Here is an 18,090-nt window from a genome sequence, read left to right on the forward strand (position 1 = left end):
GGCGTGACAATATCCTCATCTGGCAACTCCTGTGTTCTGGTGAATCATTGGTGCGGGCGTGGCCAAGGCCGCGCCGAAGGCTTCCGCGAGCGCGAGAATCCGGTCGGGGGTGAACATTTCGCCGCTGTAGCGCCACTGCACGCGGACCTGGTCGGCGACGAGCATGGGGTAGACCTCGATCGCGCAGGGGCGTGGCATGTCGTCGGGGCGGTCCTGGCCGACGAGTTCGTTGTCGGCGTTGGTGAGTGCGTCGGTGGGATCTTCTTCTGCGGACAGGAATTCGGGGGTGCCCCAGAAGGAGAACTGCACCGTGGGGGTGCCGACCTGCTCCAGAGCGGTGCGGATGGCCGCATCGGGATGGAACCTGCGCAGCGGCTCGAAGTCGAAGCCGCGCCCGGGGATCGAGCGGAGCTGTTCGGCGACGAAGGCAGCGTGGTCGGCGGGGGTGCGGCGGCCGGGGAGGCCGAGGGCGAACGGGTAGGTGGTGTTGAAATAGCCGACGGTGCGGCCGAGGTCGAGGTCGATGAACAGATCCTCGCGGCCGTGGCCGACGAGTTGGATGGCGATTTCGCCGCCGCGTACGCCGAGCCAGTGCTGTAGGGCGGCGCCCAGGGTGGCCAGGAGCTGTTCGGCGCGGCTGAGGCCGGGAACCTGGTCGGGGGCTGGGAATTCGGTGACCAGTTCGCCGGTGTTGCCCTCGACGCCGAACGACTCGTTGTCGACGAGACGTAGTTGCGTGCCGTCGCCCCAAGTGCGGTCCAGCCAGTAGCTGGCGTCGAAGGTGTTCGGGTTGGTGCGGACCAGGTTCGCTAGTCGTCGGGCCCAGTCGAAATAGCTGGAGCTGGGCGGGGGGAGTTCGGCGGTGTTCGTTCCGGCGAGTAGGGCCGAAAGGTCCTCTGTCACAACGTTCCACGAGTAAAGGTCGACCATGGTGTGGTGGATCACCAGCACGAGTTGGTCGCCGTGGCCCGCCGGGGTGCGGAAGACGCCCGCTCGGCAGACGGGACCGTCGGACAGGCTGAGGGTGCGGTGCAGTTCGGTTGCCGCGTTGTGCACCAGGTTCGGGAGATCGGCGGGATCTGCTGCGGTGAGGTCGAATTCGGTGACTTCGGGTGGTGCGCCATCGGGTAACAACTGCCAGTTGCCGGCGACGGTGCGTAATCGGGCGCGTAGGGCGGGGTGGCGGAGCGCCAGGTCCCGCACGCCGCGCTCGACGGTTTCGGTTTCGGTGTTGTGTCGCAAGGTGTAGCGCACGCCGTGGTTCCAGTGGTCCGGGGTCGGTACGCCGCGGGCGAGGAATTCCAGCTGTGGTGGGGTCGGGTCGGCTGCGGTGTGCTCTTCCGGCTGGACCGGGGGAGCGTCAACGGAATCGGTTTGGGCTTGGGTGCTTTCGCGCTCGGTGATAGTGGCGGCGACGGCGGCGATCGTCCGCAGTTGGAGGATGTAGCGCGGCCGCAATGCGATTCCGTTGGTGCCCGCGTCGGCGGCGATTGCGATCGCGGAGATCGAGTCGCCGCCCAGGTCGAAGAAGTCGTCTTCGATGCCGACCTGGTCGCGGTGCAGATAGTGGGACCACAGCAGGGATAGTCGTTGATGCAGATCGGTATTCGGGGCGGCGTTTTCGGCAGGCCGCTTGGTGGTGCTGGACTGTGCTGGTCGGCGTCTGGTTGTCGGCGCGATGCCGATCGACATGGTCTGTATCGGAGTATCCGGTGCCAGCGACGATAGGCGATCCAGCAACGTCTGGTATGCGTCAGCCCAGGCGCGAATTGTGCTGGTGCGGAATATTGTCGGGTCGTATTGCAGTCGGCAGCGCAGTTGGTTGCCGTATTCCAGGACGGTGACCGCGATGGGGAAGGCGGCGCCTCCCTGCCCGACATCGAGCAGTTCGACGGCCGGGCCGTCGGAGCCCAAGCGCTGCAACGGCCGCACATCGCTGGTGACGGTGAACATCGTGGCCGCCAGTGGGTCCGCCGAGTTGGGTCGCGCTATGCGGCGGAGTCGATCGGTGGGCAGGTTCTGATGGTCGAGCGCCTGTAGCGAGGCGGTGCGGACCGCGGTGAGCAGGCCGGTGATCGATTGCTCTGGCAGTACTTTCGTTCGCACGACCAAGGTGGTGGCGTAGTTGCCGACGACCGGTTCATCGATCGGTTTGCGTCCTGCGGCCGGGAATGCCACGCAGACGTCCTGCTCGCCGGTGATCTGCCGGAGCAGTGTCATCCAGGCCGTCAAGAGCACGGTGTTGAGGCTGCAACGCTCGCGGCGCGCGAGTTCGTGCAGTCGGGTGGCGCGGGCGCTGTCGATCGGAACAGCTAGTTCGCCTGTCCCGTCGGATGTTTCGTCGGCGACCTGATCGGCGGGCAAGGGTGCATAGGGTGCGCCGGACATGTAGTCCGACCAGAAGGCGGTCAGGTCGGCTCCGACCGGCCCGGCCAGGAGCGCCTGCTGATCGGCGACGTAGTCGAGATAGCGGCGTTCCGGAATCGGCAGTGCCGTTGGATCGCCGCCCAATTCGGCGAACAACAGGCTCCACGACCAGCCGTCGACGAACAAGTGATGAAAGGTAGGCAGCAGGACCTGCTGTTCACCATCGCTGAGCCTGGCTCGCACCAACAGATATCGACTCGACGGACCATAGGGCGACAGCGGCTCGGCGACCAGCGCACGCAGACGGTCCAGCAAGTCCGCGTGCCCCTGAGCCGCAGTGGCACCGGTCAGATCGACCACCGTCTCGGTGATCACCACGTGCGCCTCGTCAGCGGGCGTGACCACCTGCCGGGGGCCATCGGCGGTATCCACGATCCGGGCGCGCAACATCGGATGCCGCGCAACGACATTCCGCAGCCGCTCGGCGAGTGCCGCAATGTTCACGTCTCCGTCGAGCAGCAGCGCGGCAGGGACGTTGTAAGCACCGGTGTCAGGGTCCAGCCGGTCAGCAGCCCAGATCGCCATCTGTTGCCCAGAAAGGGGTCCGACGTCACCGCGCGAGCTGCTGGGCTGGGAGTCCGTCGTCCGCTCAGCGTCGGTCGGTTCCTCATGCACCGCAGGCGACTCATTGATCGCAGCGGAAGGCACGTCGTGGATGGCCGGCGCCTCGTTGCGTGCCACGGACAGCGCGTCGGGTGATACGGACAGTGCGTCGGATGGCGTGGTGGAGGGTGTTCCACCGACCAACTCAGCGACGGCCGCCGCGGTCTCACCCAGATCCTGGTAGTCGTACAGATCAAGCACCCCGAAATCGGTCCCGAACCGCTCATTGATCCGAGCCACCCACTGCGCCCCGTTAAGCGAGGTACCACCAACCTCGAAGAAGTCATCCTCGGCCCGCAACCCCGGCTCCTTCAGCACCTCCCTCGCCAACGCAATCACCACCTCGGCGACGGAGTACTCCGGGAGAGAACGTGCGTCGGGATCAGCGGCGGGCGCCATGGCGCCGGCCGATAGTGCAGCACCAATAGGTGCTGCGTCGCTGGTAGACGCTGCGTCGCTGGTAGACGCCGGGCGGCTAGCGGAACCCGCGCCGCTGGAGGAACCCGCTTTGCCGTTGAGTGATTCGTCGGCGAGCGGTGTGGCGGTGGTGAATAGCGAAGCAGCGGTGGATGATCCGCTTCCCGTCGGCGGTGCGGCCGCAGTCGGCGATGCGTCGGTGGGCGTTGCGCTGACGGTGATTGATGCGGTGGACGAGCTTTCACCGACCAGCTCGGCGACGGCTGCTGCGGTCTCGCCCAGATCCTGGTAGTCGTACAGATCGAGTACCCCGAGATCGGTGCCGAACCGTTCGTTGATCCGAGCAACCCACTGTGCCCCGTTGAGCGAGGTGCCGCCGACGTCGAAGAAGTCGTCTTCCGGCTGAAGCCCCGGTTCTTTGAGCACCTCCCTCGCCAATGCGATCACGACCTCGGCGACCGAGGGTGCCGGATTTCGAGGCGCGCCGGTGGTGGGTGATGCGTCGGTAGACGTTGCGCCGTCTGTGGATGCAGTGGCGGAAGCCGCGTGGACGGTAGGTACTGCGGTGGTGAGTGCTGCGGCAGTAGCAAGCGATGTGTTGTCGGGTGCCGCGACGGCGGATGGCGTGACGGTGATGGGTGATGTGCCGTCGGTGGGCGGAGGCGGTGCGGTGGTGGATGTTGTTGTGGCGGTGGGGGATGGGGCGACGGTGGGCCAGCAGTGCACTTCGGCCAGCGGGGCGACTGGGAGTTCGAGTCGTCGGGGAGGTTTCTGGCCCAAAGTTTTGGGCCAATTCAACTGGTGGCCTGCGAGATACAGGTGGCAGAGTGCGTCCGCGGGCGTGGAGGTGACTGCGGTGGCGGGGTGGTCGGCCAGCAGGGTCGACAGTTCGCTGCCTGGTGCTAGATCGATGATGACCGGGTCGGCGGACAGGCCGGCCATGGCCTTGGTGAGGGCATCGGCTTTCGGTGGGCGGGGTGCGGGGATTTCGGTGGTGAGGGCGGTTGGTAGGTCTTCGTCGCCGTTGGCAACTCGGGCCGCAGTTGCACCGATGCCGTGGGTGAGGAGGAGGTCTGGAGAGATTCCGGCATCAGTGAGGACTTGGTGTGCGCCGAGTAGCCAGATGAGTGCGCGCTGGGTTGGCGTCCAGTCTGTTTCTGCCACATGAGCTTTGGCTTGATCAACGATGCGAGCGAATGCCAGGAAGGTCTCAGCGGCGGCCTGGAGTTGGTCGGCAGGTACATCGCTGATATCGCCGAGGGCGATGACTACCGGGGCAGGATCTGGTGGTCCTTGGTGGGTGTCGGGTGCGGCCAACGTGTCGGCAAGCTGATCGAGCAGTTCCTTCGCATCGTGCACGACCCAGGCGTGTCGGTGCGCGAAATGCTCACGGCCCATAGACAACACGGCCGCTGCGGCGGCGAGATCGAATGCACTCGGATCGGTGGCGACCTGATCGTGCAGGGCCTGTACGTGGGCGCGTAGACCTGCGCTGCTGCGGGCTGAGAGCACGATGACCTGAGCACCGATGGGCGTGGCGTCGACAGATTCTGTCACCTCCGGCGCTTGGACGATCATGTGCGCGTTGGTGCCGCTTAATCCGAAGCTGCTGATTGCGGCGTAGCGTGCTTCGCCGGTCCACGGCTCCACGCGATCGGCGAGGTGCAGTGGCCCACCGTCTATGTCCAGCAACGGATTCGGCCGTTCCAGGTGTGCGGTCGGGAAGATCTCGCCAGCCCGGAATTGCGCGAGGATGCGGACGAGTCCGGCGAACGCGGCCATGGAGCCGAGGTGGCCGACGTTCGCCTTGACCGAGGAGACCGCGGGCCCACTACCTTCGAGCTGCCCGGCGTACGCGTCGAGCAGCCCCTGGATCTCGATCGGGTCGCCGATCTTCGTACCGGTGCCGTGCGCTTCCACGTATCCGATTGCGGCAGGGGATATTTCCGCGTCGCGCAAAGCAGCGGTGATGACCTCGGTCTGGGCCTGCGGGCTCGGCGCGGTGAGTCCCGCACCGCGCCGCGCGTCCTGGTTGACCGCACTGCCGCGGAGTATCGCGTGCACCGTGTCTCCGTCGCGCAGGGCGGCGTCGAGCGGTTTGAGCAGGACGAATCCGCCGCCCTCGCCGTAGGTGGTGCCGTCGGCTCCCGCGTCGAACGGCCGGCACCGATCGACGGGGGAGAGCACGCCCATGCCGTCGGCACTGCGCTGCGGAAGCGCACCGAGGACCATCTCGTAGCCGCCGACCAGCGCCAGATCGCTTTCACCCCGTGCGAGTTTCCAGCGCGCCTCGTGCAAGGCGACCAGGAACGACGAGCACGCGGTGTCCACCACCTGCGCCGCGCCGCGCAGATCCAGGTGATACGCGATGCGCCCGGCGGCGTAGGCATGCAGACTGCCGGTCTTGGCCTGTCCGCTGTGGCGTTCCTCGACCGGCAGCAGATCGGACAGACTCGGATGCGGAGCCCCGTACCCGCCGACCACCACAGCGGTATTCGTCCCGGCCAACTCCGCGGGTGCGTAACCCGCATGCCCGATGGCACCACACGCCAGTTGCAGCATGCGCCGCTGCCGCGGGTCGATCAGTTCGGCTTCGGCCTTGGCCAGACCGAAGTAGCGGTAGTCGAATCCGGTGATGTCATCGATCCAGCCGCCGTCCCGGTCGGTCGCGGACCGCAGCACGCCGGTGGCCTCGGCCCGCTCGACCGGGAAGCGGTGCATGGTGTCCCGGCCGTGGCGCAGCAGCGTGGTCAGCGCGGCCCAGTCGGGACAGCCGGGTAGTTCGAAGGCGACGCCGATGACGGCGACCGCCGCTGCGTCCTCGCGGTTCTTCATAGCCGTGTCGCTTCTTTCTCGCTGGTCATCGCCCGCACATCGGGTAGCGCGATGATCGCCAGGTTGACCACCGCGACCAGGGCCGCCATGGTCAGCAGGGGGACGGCGTTGCCGATGGCCGCGGCGATCGGTGCGGCCACGGACATGCCGAGCGGGCGGGCGGCCAAGGACAGCAGAACGTCGTAGGAATCGGCGCGAGCCAGCGCTTCCGGCGGGAACTCGCGCTGCATCGTGGTCTGCCACACCGTGTTCAGCAGCCCGACCCCGAACATCGCGGCACCGTAGGCGACGGCATCGACCCAGCTCGGCACCAGTGCCGCGAAGCTGATCAGCGGCAGCGCGAACAGCGCACCGCACATCGAGGTCAGGATCAGCGGGCGCTGCGCCCGCAGCCGGGGCGCGATCAGCGAGCCGATCACCAACCCGGCCATGCCGGCCTGATAGATCAGCACCCAGGACACCTCGCCGCCGAGCGAGTGCACGGCGATCAACGGTCCGAGCGTCATCAGCACGCCCGCACCGAGATTGGAGACGCCGTGACCGATCAGGTTCGACCAGAACCACGCTCGGCTGCGTACCTCCAGCCAGCCGTCGGCCAGCTGCCGGAAGAACGTCACCGGATGCTCGATCGCCGGCTTGGGCGCGATCCGGAGTCCGCCGAGGGTGCAGGCGGCCACCGCGAACAGCACGGCGGTGGCGATGAATGTCCAACCCGCACCGACGGTTACGGTCAGCACGCCGGCTACGCCGGGGCCGGCGACCAGGGTGACGCCGCGTACCACGCCGAGATAGCTGTTGGCCTGCAACCGATGTGCCTGCGGCACCGTCGCGAAGACCAGCGGCGACATCGTCGGCATGCCGAAGGCGACGCCGATGCCGGTGATCGCCGAGAGGATCACCAGATCGGTGATTCGCACTACGCCGCACAGCAATTCGATGCCGATGCCGAGCTGGGCGAGCCCGCGCGTCAGGTCCGCGGCGAACGCCACCTTCTGCGGCGGGTATCGATCGGCGAGCACCCCGCCGATCGGCAGTAACACCAACTGCGGCAACAACTCTGCCGCGAGCACGATGCCGAGGTCGCTGCCTCGTCCGGTGGCGTCGATCACCGCGAGGGTGAGAGCCATCGGCACGAGGGCGGTGGCCAGGAACGACAGCGTGCGCCCGAGCAGCAGGCGGCGGAAGCCGGGCACCTGCGCCATGGTTTTCAGCATTGGCACGTCCCGTGCGCATGCGCGAACGGTTCGGACAGGTGTTCCAGCAACGGTTCCGGCGCGCTGAGGAAGTCGTAGTGACCACCCTCGACCACCGGGAACCGGACGTCGGCCGAATAGTGTTGCCAGCCACGCAGTTCCGCCGCGGTCACCTCGGGATCCTCGGACCAGTGCAGCACGGTGATCGGGAACGGCACCTCGATCGGCGCGGACCTGCGGTAGACCCGGTTGGCGGTCAGATCCTCGTGCAGGATGGCCAGGCCCAGCTCGATCAACTGCGGGTGCACCAGTCCGCCGCGGGTGGCGGTGAGGAATTCCAGTTCCGCGCGCAGCTCGTCGTCGGACATGTCCAGGAACCGGTCGTGCGGGCAGTCGTGCGGCGCGACCTGCGCGGAGACGAACAACTGTTGCGGCGTCGGGAGTCCGCGTTCGGCCAGCAGCCGGGCGGTCTCGAAGGCGGGCAGCGCGCCGGCGCAGTGCCCGAAGAAGGCGAAGGGCCGATCCAGGTGCGGCAGCAGCTGGTCCACGAGCACCTCGGCCAGATCCGCGTAAGTGCCGTAATGCCTTTCCCGGAGCCGGTTTTCGCGTCCGGGCAGTTGGATGGAGCAGACCTCGATGCCGCCGATGCGCCGCGGCCACTGGTTGAACATGGATCCGCCGACCCCGGAATACGGGAAGCAGAAGATCCGGGCGGTCGCGTCGTCGTCGGGTAGGCGGAGCAGCCAGCGGGTCAGAGGTGTGGTGTCGCGGAGGGTGGTATCTGAAGTCACTGAGTTACATCCCTTCGTTGAAGTGCCGGCTTTCGCCGGACTGGTTCATCGGGGTCCGGATCAGGAAGTGCGTCATCCCGGCAATGAAGACGGAGGCCAGGTGTTGCGGCGGCGCCACCGGCTCGACGCCGGTGAACCGCCCGAACAGCTCTTCGAACAGCACCCGAAAGGTCAACCGCGCCAACGGTGCGCCGAGACAGTAGTGCGGTCCGTGGCCGAAGGCGATGTGGCGGTTGTCGGTTCGGGTGACGTCGAAACGGTACGGGTCGGCGAACACCGATTCGTCGCGATTGGCCGATCCGATCCAGACCGCGACTGCCTCACCCGCCTCGACCAGCCCGCCACTCAGCTCGGTATCCACGCTCGCGTAGCGCAGGAAGCTGTTGGCGGGCGAAGTCCAGCGCAGCCCCTCCTCGACGAGGCGGGGGATCAGTGCGGGGTCGGCGCGCACCGCGTCCCATTGGTCCGGGTGCTCGATGAGCGCGAGCAGGGTGCCGCTGACCGTGTGCGGGGTGGTGGCATTGGCGCCGAGCAGCAGGCTGTAGCAGTTGTAGATGACCTCTTCGTCGGTGAGTGGTGCGCCGCCGGCGTCCATGCTCACCATGTGTCCGAGCAGATCGGCGGTGGGCTCACTGTTGCGCAGGCGTTTGACCTGCGCGGCGAAGTAGTCGAACAGCTGGTGATGGGCGATGGCCAGGGTGGCGAACCCGTTGCGGACCTGGAACTCCGGGTCCTCCGGCGCGGCGGCCATCGCGGTCCACTTGACCAGGTTGTCCCAGTCGGCCTCCGGGACGCCGAGCAGCGCCCCGGCCACCGTCATCGGCAGTTCGTACGCCTGCTGTGCGACATCCCAGGCCGCACCGGCCGAGGCCGGTGCCAGAAACCGCCGCACCACGGCGCGAATCCGGTCCTGCCACGCGGCGATCGTGCGCACCGAAAGCTTCGGTTGCAGCGGCCTGCGCAGCTCGGAATGCCTTGGCGGATCGGTGGATACGAGCATCTTGCCGGCCGAGATGTCGCCGTGCCCGAGCTGGGTGAGCACGCTGCCGCGTTCGGAGGTGAAGGCGCGATGGTCGCCGAGCACCCGGCAGGCATCCGCGTGCCGGGTGACCGACCGGAACGACCGCCCATCGGGCAGCACCTGGCGATGCAGCGGTGCGTCGGCCCGCATGGCCGCCCACACCGGATGCGGATCGCCGGTGGCGAAGAAGTGAGGGTTGAACAGGTCGATCTGATCGAGGTCGACGGCCGCGCGCACGTCGGTGCTGATCTTCACGCGGTAGGCCGTCCCTGCTCGACGGCCGTAGCCAGGCCGGCGGGGGTCGGATCGAGATAGAAGGTGACCGGGGAGACGGCGACGCCGTACTCGCGTTCGAGGTCGGCGGTGATCCGGACGCCGAGCAGCGAATGGCCGCCGAGCTCGAAGAAGTCGTCGTCCGCGCCGATGCCCGCGATGCCGAAATGGTCGCTCCAGAGCGTGGTTACGGCCGCTTCCATCGCGGTGCAGGGCTCGCGATAGGCGGTGGTCAGCTGTGGGCGTTCGGTGGGCTGGTCGGCGGCCAGGGCCTTCCGATCGATCTTGCCGTTGGCGGTCAGCGGCAATGCGTCGACGATCCGGATGAGCGTGGGGACCGCGTATGAGGGGAGTGTTTCGGTGAGTGTGCGGCGGACGTCCAGGCTCGACAATGTGTGGTCCGGTTCGCCAACAATCCACGCGGACAAACGTTTTCCGCCGCCGCGCGGTTCCTGCGGGACGACCGCGAGTCCGGCCACGCCGGGCAGGGCGGCGATCGCGGCCTCGACCTCGCCGAGTTCGATGCGGAACCCGCGGATCTTCACCTGCTGGTCCGCGCGGCCCAGATAGTCGAGCGCTCCGGTCGATTGCCGCTGGACCAGATCGCCCGTGCGGTACATCCGCTGTCCCGGGATTTCGGCGGCCGGATCGGCGAGGAAGGTCGCGGCGGTCAGCGCTGGATTGCCCCAATATCCATGGGCCAGACCGGTTCCCGTGGCATATAGCTCGCCGGCTCTGCCGTCCGGTACCGGTGTGAGCCGGGCATCGAGCAGGCGGACAGCGGTGCCCCGGATCGGGTGGCCGATCGGTATCGGTCCGGACGGCACGTCGGTGACGGGGTGGCAGCAGGTGAAAGTCGTGTTCTCGGTGGGGCCGTAGCCGTTGATCACCGTGGTGTCGGTGAGGGTGGTCACGGCCCGCCGGACGTGTGCGGGGGACAGCACGTCACCACCGGCGAGCAGGTAGCGCAGGCCGCGCAGTTCGTCCAGGCCGGCGTCGGTGACCTGCTGGAACAGGCCTGCGGTCAGCCAGAGCACGGTCACCCGGTAGTGGCCGACGAGTTTGGTCAGATCGCTGATCGAGAGTTCGGTGCCGGGCGCGAGGACGAGTTGGGCCCCGTTGAGCAGCGCACCCCAGATCTCCAGGGTGGAAGCGTCGAATGCGATCGGAGCGAATTGCAGGAAGACGTCGTCGGAGGTGACAGAGATGAAATCGGTGTCGACGACCAGGCGCGAAATCGCTCGGTGCGGTACGCACACGCCCTTTGGTGTGCCGGTGGAGCCCGAGGTGTAGGCCAGATAAGCCGGGTGCAGATCGGTGATGGTCACCGGTGCGGGTGTCTGATCCGGGCGGTCCGCGTCCAGCGAGATCGCGGAGCAGTTGGCGGGCAGTTCCGGGGTCAGGCCGTCGTGGGTCAGGACGATTGTCGCGGTCGATTGGCGCAGGACGAGTTCGCGGCGTTGGCGCGGCGAACGTTCGTCGAGTGCGAGGTAACCGGCGCCTGCTTTCAGAATCGCGAGCAGTCCGACGATGGTGGTAATCCGGCGGCGGGCGTCTATTGCGACGATGTCGCCAGGGCGTACGCCGGACTCTTGCAGATATCGGGCCAGCGCATCGGATCGCCGGTCGAGTTCGGCGTAGCTGAGTTGGCCGCCGTCGCCGATTACCGCTACCCGTTCCGGGTGCTGTTTCGCCAGCAACGTAAATCGTTCGCCGATGACCGGCGGGGATGTAAGAGCGTGTTCGTTCACAGTCAGCCTCACAATCCCGGGGATCGCCCGAGACTTTCGCACAGAGAAATCTCACCGGGCGTGGAAAGTCTAATAAACCCGGTGCTGGATATTTGCGGACAGCTCGACCGAAGATGACGGTCGCGGCCTTCCGCAAGGTTTGCCGACGTCAGCCTAGGGCGATGTAGGACGACGTCAGAACGGGTGGAGTTCGGCATATGCGCTGGTGGCGCGGCCGAGATGAGTCAGGTTGAGGACTGTCCGAACCGCGATGCCTCGACCGGCACCGGAATGTTGCATCCGGAAAGTCCGTGCATATCTCACCCCCTGTGAGCGCTTGGTGTTCCCCTGATTCCGAGTGGAATCATTACAATCGATCTTACAAAGTCGCGGCAACCGAATGCACATGTGACTTGCATCACATAGTGATAACGCGCAATAGTTGTCTCATTTTTGCCGGAATAACGCCCCGGTCATATAAGTCGGAATAAACTCTTACAAGACCGTAGTTTTCGGGGGTAATGCTGACATGTCTTCTTTATAAGCGACTGGTCGGTATCTTCGAGGGGTTGCGGACCGGCGGAAACGGAGGATTTCGACCGATTAATTGCTGGGGCAGCGACCCGATCAGCGATCTGATCGGGAATCCTGCGGCCTGCCCGAATACGCGAGCCCGCGAGACTTACGGGCAGAGTCGACCGCTCGGGGACCGCAATGAGCCGGTGGTGGCCCCGAGCAGTTCCGCCGATCGTGGTCTGCGGCAGTCGCTCCGGCTGGTCGCCAGCGCCGCCTCGCTGAAGGCTCGGATCCGGGAGTTCTCCCGGGATTCGCGCCAGATGAGGCGCCCGTCCAGCGGTGGTGCGTCGTCGAGGGGGAGGTAGGTGATGCGCGGGTGGGCGCGGTAGCAGGAACCCTCGTCGCCGAGGATGAATCCGCCCTCGCCCGCCCCGACCAGCGCGGTGGCTTCGTGAAAAGTGTTGGCGGTCTTGCCGTGTCGGATCGGCCGGCCGTCGGGCGTGCGCGTCGGCACTCGATCCTCGGCCACCGCCGGCGGGGTCGAATCGGGTGCGCCGATCAGCGTGATGTCGGCCAGGTCGTTCAGTGACACGGAGTCGCGGGCGGCCAACGGGTGCCCGTTCGGGACGGCGAGCAGGCGTGGCAGGCGGCGCAGGACCGGGCCGACGCCGAGACCGGTCCCGTCCACGGGTTGGAACACGAACACCATCTCGACCAGGTCCGCGCGCAGGGCGGCCGTGCCTTCGAACAACGGCAGTTCCCGGATTCGGACGTCGGCACCGGGATGGTCGTCGGCGAACCGGTCGGCCGCCTCGAGCAGGAAGGTGCTGGCGCCTGCGCCGACGAAGCCGACCTCGAGCACACCGGGCACGCCCCGGCCCGCGGTGGTCGCGCGCTCTACAGCCAGTTGGATGAGGTCGTGGCCGGGGCGCAGGTCATCGAGGAACTGTTGACCGACCGGGGTCAGCGTCACCCGGCGGCTGGTGCGTTCGAACAGCGGGGCGCCGATGCGGCGTTCGAGCGCCTGGATGGTCTGGCTCACCCGGCCGGTCGAAACCTGGAGCCGCTCAGCGGATTTGCCGAAGTGCAGCTCGTCGGCGAGCGTCAGGAAGGCCTCGATCTCATACCGTTCCATCGCTGCTCCGTCTCGCTCGTTGCGGTGCCCGCCGTCTCGAGGGCTCCACTAACTACCGCCGGGACGGGGGATTTGTTCCTTCCGGTCGATCGTTGAGCAGGGGTAAACGCCGGTTGACTGATACGTCATTGTTCCCGCAACTCCCGTTCTGAATCCTTGAGCAGGCAGTTCGACGATCGACATCTGGAGCACGAGTTTGAATCTCTCCCGCACGGCCACCGCGCTTTCGCTGATCGGTGCCGCGTTCATCATCTATGTAGGCGTCAGTTACGTGTTGACGCCGGCGTCCATGGCGCCGCAATTTGGGCTGCCCGAGTGGCCGCAGGGGGATGCGGTTGCCTTCTTGAATCTCAAGGGCATTCGCGATATCACGAGCGGGTTGATCATCCTCGCTTTGCTCGCGGTTCGGCAGCGATTCGCTTTGGGTGTCGTCACCCTCGTCATCGCGCTGAACCCGTTGGGCGACATGGTGACTGTGCTCAGCTATTCGGGGTCGACGGCGACCGCGCTCGGTGTGCATGGGCTGACCGCGGTGCTCGTCGCACTCACCGGTGCACTGTTGCTTCGTGAGCAGCGCGCGCGGACCGCCGGTGCGCCGGCGGTTGCGCAGTGAGGGCGGCTCGCGCGGCCACCCTGGTTGTGGCTGCGGTCCTGGCTGGTCTGATGGCGGGGTTGTTCGCCGGGTTCGCCTATTCCGTGATGCCTGCCTTGGGGCGTAGTAGCGACGGTGTTTTCGTCGAGGTCATGCAGAACATCAATGTGGTCATCGTGAATCCGTTGTTCATGGTCTTGTTCATGGGCGGGCTGGCGGCCGCGGTGGCCGCCGTGCTGACGAATTGGCGGCCCGGTTCCGCGGCGGTGCGCAATTGGGCGGTCGCCGGGTTCTTCTGCTATCTGCTGATGTTCGCGATCACGACCGGGATCAGCGTTCCGCTCAACGACAAACTGGCGGCCGCGGGCGACCCTGCGCAGATCGCCGATCTGGCCGCGGTGCGGGCGCAGTTCGAGGGACCGTGGGTGGCCTGGAACATTGCTCGCGCGGTCGCGAGTGTCGGTGCGCTGGGGTGCTTTGCGTTGGCGCTGTTACGTTTTCGGCGCGGAGCGTTATGAAGAAGATCTATTACGCGGCGCATGCCTACATGATCGTCGGGGTTGTCAGTGGTCTGTTCTATCGCGAGTTGACCAAGTGGTACGACTTCACCGGGGACTCCCAACTCGGAGTGGTGCACACGCATCTGCTTGCGCTCGGGATGCTGTTCCATCTGATCGTGCTGGTGTTGGCAAAAGTGTTCGCGCTGGGCGGCAAGCTGTTCGATTGGTTCTTCTGGGTTTACAACGCGGGGCTGGTGCTGACTGTCGCGGTGATGACCGTGCACGGTGTCCAGACTGTCGTTGGTGCCGACACCAGTGTCGCGATCTCCGGCATTGCCGGGCTCGGACACATCGTGCTGACCGTGGGTTTGATTCTGTTCTTCGTCGACCTCGGGAAAATGGTTCCGGCACAACGAAAGGGAGAGGTTTGACCATGCAGGCAATCGTCCAGGAGACGTTCGGTGGGCCGGACATCTTGACGGTCGCCGAGGTGCCGCGACCCGAGCCGGGGCCTGCGGAGGTGCTTGTCCGAGTGTGTGCGGTCGGTGTCAATCCGACTGATCTGTGGCATCGGGCCAGCGGGGGACTCGCGGGCGGGGAGACACCGATCAGGTTGGGGTGGGACGTATCCGGCGTTGTCGAAGCGGTCGGATTGGGCGTCACCATTTTCGAGCCCGGTGACGAGGTGTTCGGGCTGCCGCGGCATCCGCACCCGGCGGGCACGTACGCGGAGTACGTGACTTCGCCTGCGCGGCACCTGGTTCGGAAGCCGTCCTCGATCCCGCATGCTGAGGCCGCTGCATTGCCGCTGGCCGCGCTTACCGCATGGCAGGCGCTGGTCGACACCGCTGACGTCCAGCCTGGGCAGCGGGTGCTGATTCACGCCGCGGCGGGCGGGGTCGGGCATCTGGCGGTGCAGATCGCCAAGGCGCGCGGTGCGTATGTGATCGGCACCGCGCGTTCGGCCAAGCACGAGTTCGTGCGTGGGCTGGGGGCCGATGAGGTCATCGATTACACCCAGGTCGATTTCACCACCGTCGCGCATGACATCGATGTTGTCCTCGATGCCGTCGGTGGTGAATACGGGCCGCGCTCGCTGACGGTTCTGCGGGCCGGGGGCGTCCTTGTCTCGCTGGCCTCACCGGCCGAGGCGTACCTAGCCGACGAGGCGCGGCGGCTCGGTCTGCGGGCCGCATTCATGATCGTCGAAGCCGATCGAGCGGGGATGCGGGAGATCGCCGCGCTGGTCGAAAGCGGGCGTCTGCGTCCACAGATCGACACCATCCTGCCGCTCGAACTGGCCCGCCTCGCGCACGAGCTCAGTCACAGCGGGCGCATCGCCGGGAAGATTGTCCTCACCGTCGGCTGACCGGCGTTGCGCCGCAGCGATTTCGAGCAACGTCCGAATGAATGCGCAGACCCGGGCGGAGTCTCCGTTCCTCGGCCAGATCAGCCCGTATTCGATCGGCGGGGCGTCCCGGAACGGAACGAATGCGACGCCCGGGCGAGCGTGGTATCGAAGACCGCGCAAGGCCACGGGGGAGACGCCGCGCCCCGTTGCGACGTAGGAGGGTATTTCGGACCAGTACGTGGCGGTCGGTCCTGGTGGGATCGGCCGCCCCGAAGGGGTACGGGTGGGGAGGTGGAAATCCAGCCAATACGCGGGGATATCGCCGTGCAGGGAAACCAATGGAGCGTCCGCGAGGTCCTCCAGCGACACGGTTTCCCGGCCGGCGAACGGATGCTGCGCCGGCACCATGAGTGCCCGCGGTTCGGCGAAAATCACCGGGCCGACCGTGAGATCCGGTTCGTAGATGGGGAATTCGCTGATCTGTAGATCGAACTCGCCCGAACGGAGCCGACTGAGCGGATCGCCGAGCTGTATTTCGTGAACCTTGATCTCGCAGCCCGGATTGCGCTGCTGGAAGTTTTCGACGGCGAGACCGAGTAGGTCGGCCACCCACGGTGTGGAATATCCGACGTGGAGCGTGCCCGTGACGCCGCGACCGAATTCGATCGCCCGGGATATTGCCAATTGGACGCTTTCGTACGCAGGGCGCAACTCATCCCGGAGTTGTCGTCCGGCAGCAGTGAGCACGACCTGGCGGCTGGTGCGAACGAACAACGGCACACCGATCCGCTGCTCCAACTTCTTGATCGTCTGACTCACCCGCCCCGGTGACAACCCCAGCCGTTCTGAGGTTCGCCGGAAGTGCAACTCTTCCGCCAAGGTCAGAAAAGTTTCGATTTCATGCCGCTCGATCGCCGGACTCCTCGACTGCGTGGAAAGTTTGAGCAGCTGATCATCGCACGTCATCGGGTTATTGCTGGAAATTGTGGGCTACCGAACTCGCTGATTCGCCTGCTATTTGAATCCGACGACAGAACACTGCACCCAGCCGAATACACCCCCATTTCGCCCGCAACTCTCGAGATACATTGCTGGACAACCGATCACCGGGAACTGATGATGTTACCTCTCGACCGATGCCAGCACCAGTTCCCTCTGATCACCTGACCAAGATCAGAGGCGTGTCGTCGTGATGACTTGGCGTCCACTGTGGAGTGCTTCACTTGGGCTGGCTACTCGCCGGGCTTGGTGTCGGTCGGCGGGCCGCCCTGGTTCGACAGCTCCAACGCGACAACCGGGCCGCCGCTGACCGATCTATACGATGTGAAGGGCGTCTACATCGCCGACAATGGCGGCCGAACAGCATCGGCCGGGTGGTCCACTACGGCGGATGACTGTCGGGCGCCGCGGCCTAGACGAGTTGGTCGAGGGCGATTTCGAAGGCGGTGCTGGCCAGGTTCGTGGTGAGGTCGGAACGCGAATGGCAGCGTTCGAGGGCGGTGGCGATGGTGGACGAGATGTCGCCGAAGATCGCTTCGTCGGAGACCTCGACGTCGCCTTGCATCAGTAGTGCGAAGGCGCGGGCCATGCCGCAGTTGGCGATGAAGTCCGGGACTACCGCGACGCTCTTGTCGGCGTGCTCGTAGATCGGGCCGTAGAAGATCTCGGAGTCCGCGAATGGGACGTTGGCGCCACTGGCGATGACCTGCAAGCCATTCGATGTCATCCGGTCGATCTGGTCGTGGGTGACCAGACGCGATGCGGCACAAGGCAGGAACACCTCGGCGCCGAGATCCCAGATGCGGTCGTTGATTTCGTCGAACGGCAGGGTGCCGTCGGCGTGCAGTGCGTTACCTTGCTTGGCCAAGAACAACTCTCGGGTTTGCTCGAGGGTGTACCCGGCGGGATTCAGCACACCGCCGTCGCGATCGATGATGCCGACGATCCGGGCTCCGGCCTGCGCCGCGTAGTAGGCGGCGGCCGCGCCGACATTGCCCCAACCCTGCACGATCACCCGTTTGCCGGCGATGTCGCCACCGTAGATCCGGTAGAAATGGCGGACCGATTCGGCGACGCCCCAGCCGGTGATCAGGTCCGCGACCGTGTACTTGCCATTCGGATTCGGGGTGAAGCGCCGATCCTCGACCACCTTCGCCACCCCGAGCCGAAGCTGGCCGACCCGCTGGACGAGTTCCCGATCGTCAGTTCCGTAGTGCCCGTTGACCACACCTTGCTGCGGATGCCACAACCCGTAACTCTCGGTGATCGGCACAACCTCGGCCATTTCGTCGACATTGAGATCGCCGCCGGTGCCGTAATAGGCCTTCAGCAGCGGCGCGACCGCCCGATACCACCGGCTGAGCACCTCGCCTTTGCGGGGATCGCGCGGGTCGAAATCGATCCCCGATTTCGCGCCGCCGATCGCAGGCCCGGACACGGTGAACTTGATTTCCATGGTCTTCGCCAGCGATTCGACCTCATTGCGATCGAGTCCGCGGCGCATCCGGGTCCCGCCGCCCGCTGCCCCGCCGCGCAGCGAGTTGATCACCACCCAGCCCTTCGCGGTCGTCTCGGCGTCCTGCCACTCGAACACGATCTCGGGTGCTTTTTCCTCGAACTGGGAAAGCAGGTTCTTCATGGGTGTTCCTCACCGTCCGGAATGTGCCGTCGACCAAAGGGGCAGGGCGGCAGCCCGACTCGAAGGTG

General features: G+C 66.1%; 11 protein-coding genes and 1 pseudogene. 4 read left to right on the forward strand and 8 right to left on the reverse strand.

Annotated elements, in window-relative coordinates; translation table 11 throughout:
* Positions 1 to 15: 15 nt before the first annotated feature.
* From AB0M22_RS20655 to AB0M22_RS20680, 6 genes are all read right to left on the reverse strand, one after another.
* A complete protein-coding gene (locus AB0M22_RS20655; protein WP_364728884.1) occupies positions 16 to 6,282 on the reverse strand; it encodes a condensation domain-containing protein in 6,267 nt (2,088 codons plus the stop codon).
* A complete protein-coding gene (locus tag AB0M22_RS20660) occupies positions 6,279 to 7,496 on the reverse strand; it encodes an MFS transporter (RefSeq protein ID WP_364728887.1) in 1,218 nt (405 codons plus the stop codon). The genes AB0M22_RS20655 and AB0M22_RS20660 overlap by 4 nt, the downstream gene beginning before the upstream one ends.
* On the reverse strand, positions 7,490 to 8,266 hold the full coding sequence (locus AB0M22_RS20665) for a thioesterase domain-containing protein (protein ID WP_364728890.1): 777 nt from the start codon (positions 8,264 to 8,266) through the stop codon (positions 7,490 to 7,492). The genes AB0M22_RS20660 and AB0M22_RS20665 overlap by 7 nt, the downstream gene beginning before the upstream one ends.
* A 4-nt stretch (positions 8,267 to 8,270) precedes the next feature.
* Positions 8,271 to 9,542, reverse strand: coding sequence for a cytochrome P450 (locus AB0M22_RS20670; RefSeq protein ID WP_364728893.1), 1,272 nt, complete (start codon positions 9,540 to 9,542; stop codon positions 8,271 to 8,273).
* Positions 9,539 to 11,260 carry a non-ribosomal peptide synthetase gene (locus tag AB0M22_RS20675; RefSeq protein WP_364728896.1) on the reverse strand — a complete coding sequence of 574 codons (1,722 nt, stop codon included), beginning with the start codon at positions 11,258 to 11,260 and terminating at the stop codon, positions 9,539 to 9,541. Before AB0M22_RS20675 ends, AB0M22_RS20670 begins: the two co-directional genes overlap by 4 nt.
* Positions 11,261 to 11,972: 712 nt before the next feature.
* The gene (locus AB0M22_RS20680; protein ID WP_364728899.1) at positions 11,973 to 12,941 is read right to left on the reverse strand and encodes a LysR substrate-binding domain-containing protein; all 969 of its coding nucleotides are present in this window, start codon (positions 12,939 to 12,941) and stop codon (positions 11,973 to 11,975) included.
* A 196-nt stretch (positions 12,942 to 13,137) separates the two neighbouring features.
* On the opposite strand from AB0M22_RS20680, the gene AB0M22_RS20685 reads away from it, so the two are divergent.
* The 4 genes from AB0M22_RS20685 to AB0M22_RS20700 are packed head-to-tail and all read left to right on the forward strand — an operon-like array spanning position 13,138 to position 15,402.
* A complete protein-coding gene (locus tag AB0M22_RS20685; protein ID WP_364728902.1) occupies positions 13,138 to 13,554 on the forward strand; it encodes a DUF4267 domain-containing protein in 417 nt (138 codons plus the stop codon).
* Positions 13,551 to 14,051, forward strand: coding sequence for an anthrone oxygenase family protein (locus AB0M22_RS20690; RefSeq protein WP_364728905.1), 501 nt, complete (start codon positions 13,551 to 13,553; stop codon positions 14,049 to 14,051). The genes AB0M22_RS20685 and AB0M22_RS20690 overlap by 4 nt, the downstream gene beginning before the upstream one ends.
* Complete coding sequence (locus AB0M22_RS20695) at positions 14,048 to 14,464, forward strand: DUF2871 domain-containing protein (protein ID WP_364728908.1); 417 nt, start codon at positions 14,048 to 14,050, stop codon at positions 14,462 to 14,464. The genes AB0M22_RS20690 and AB0M22_RS20695 overlap by 4 nt, the downstream gene beginning before the upstream one ends.
* Before the next feature lie 2 nt (positions 14,465 to 14,466).
* Positions 14,467 to 15,402: an NADP-dependent oxidoreductase gene (locus tag AB0M22_RS20700; RefSeq protein ID WP_364728911.1), complete on the forward strand. Its 936-nt coding sequence runs from the start codon at positions 14,467 to 14,469 to the stop codon at positions 15,400 to 15,402.
* A 30-nt stretch (positions 15,403 to 15,432) separates the two neighbouring features.
* Here AB0M22_RS20700 and AB0M22_RS20705 read toward each other — a convergent pair.
* Positions 15,433 to 16,350: pseudogene (locus AB0M22_RS20705) on the reverse strand (LysR family transcriptional regulator); the annotation flags it as partial.
* Positions 16,351 to 16,795: 445 nt separating this feature from the next.
* Positions 16,796 to 18,022, reverse strand: a complete 1,227-nt coding sequence (locus AB0M22_RS20710; RefSeq protein ID WP_364728914.1) for a Glu/Leu/Phe/Val dehydrogenase dimerization domain-containing protein — start codon at positions 18,020 to 18,022, stop codon at positions 16,796 to 16,798.
* Positions 18,023 to 18,090 lie beyond the last annotated feature (68 nt).

The sequence above is a fragment of the Nocardia sp. NPDC051756 genome, from assembly GCF_040681495.1.
In the GTDB taxonomy this organism is placed as follows: domain Bacteria; phylum Actinomycetota; class Actinomycetes; order Mycobacteriales; family Mycobacteriaceae; genus Nocardia.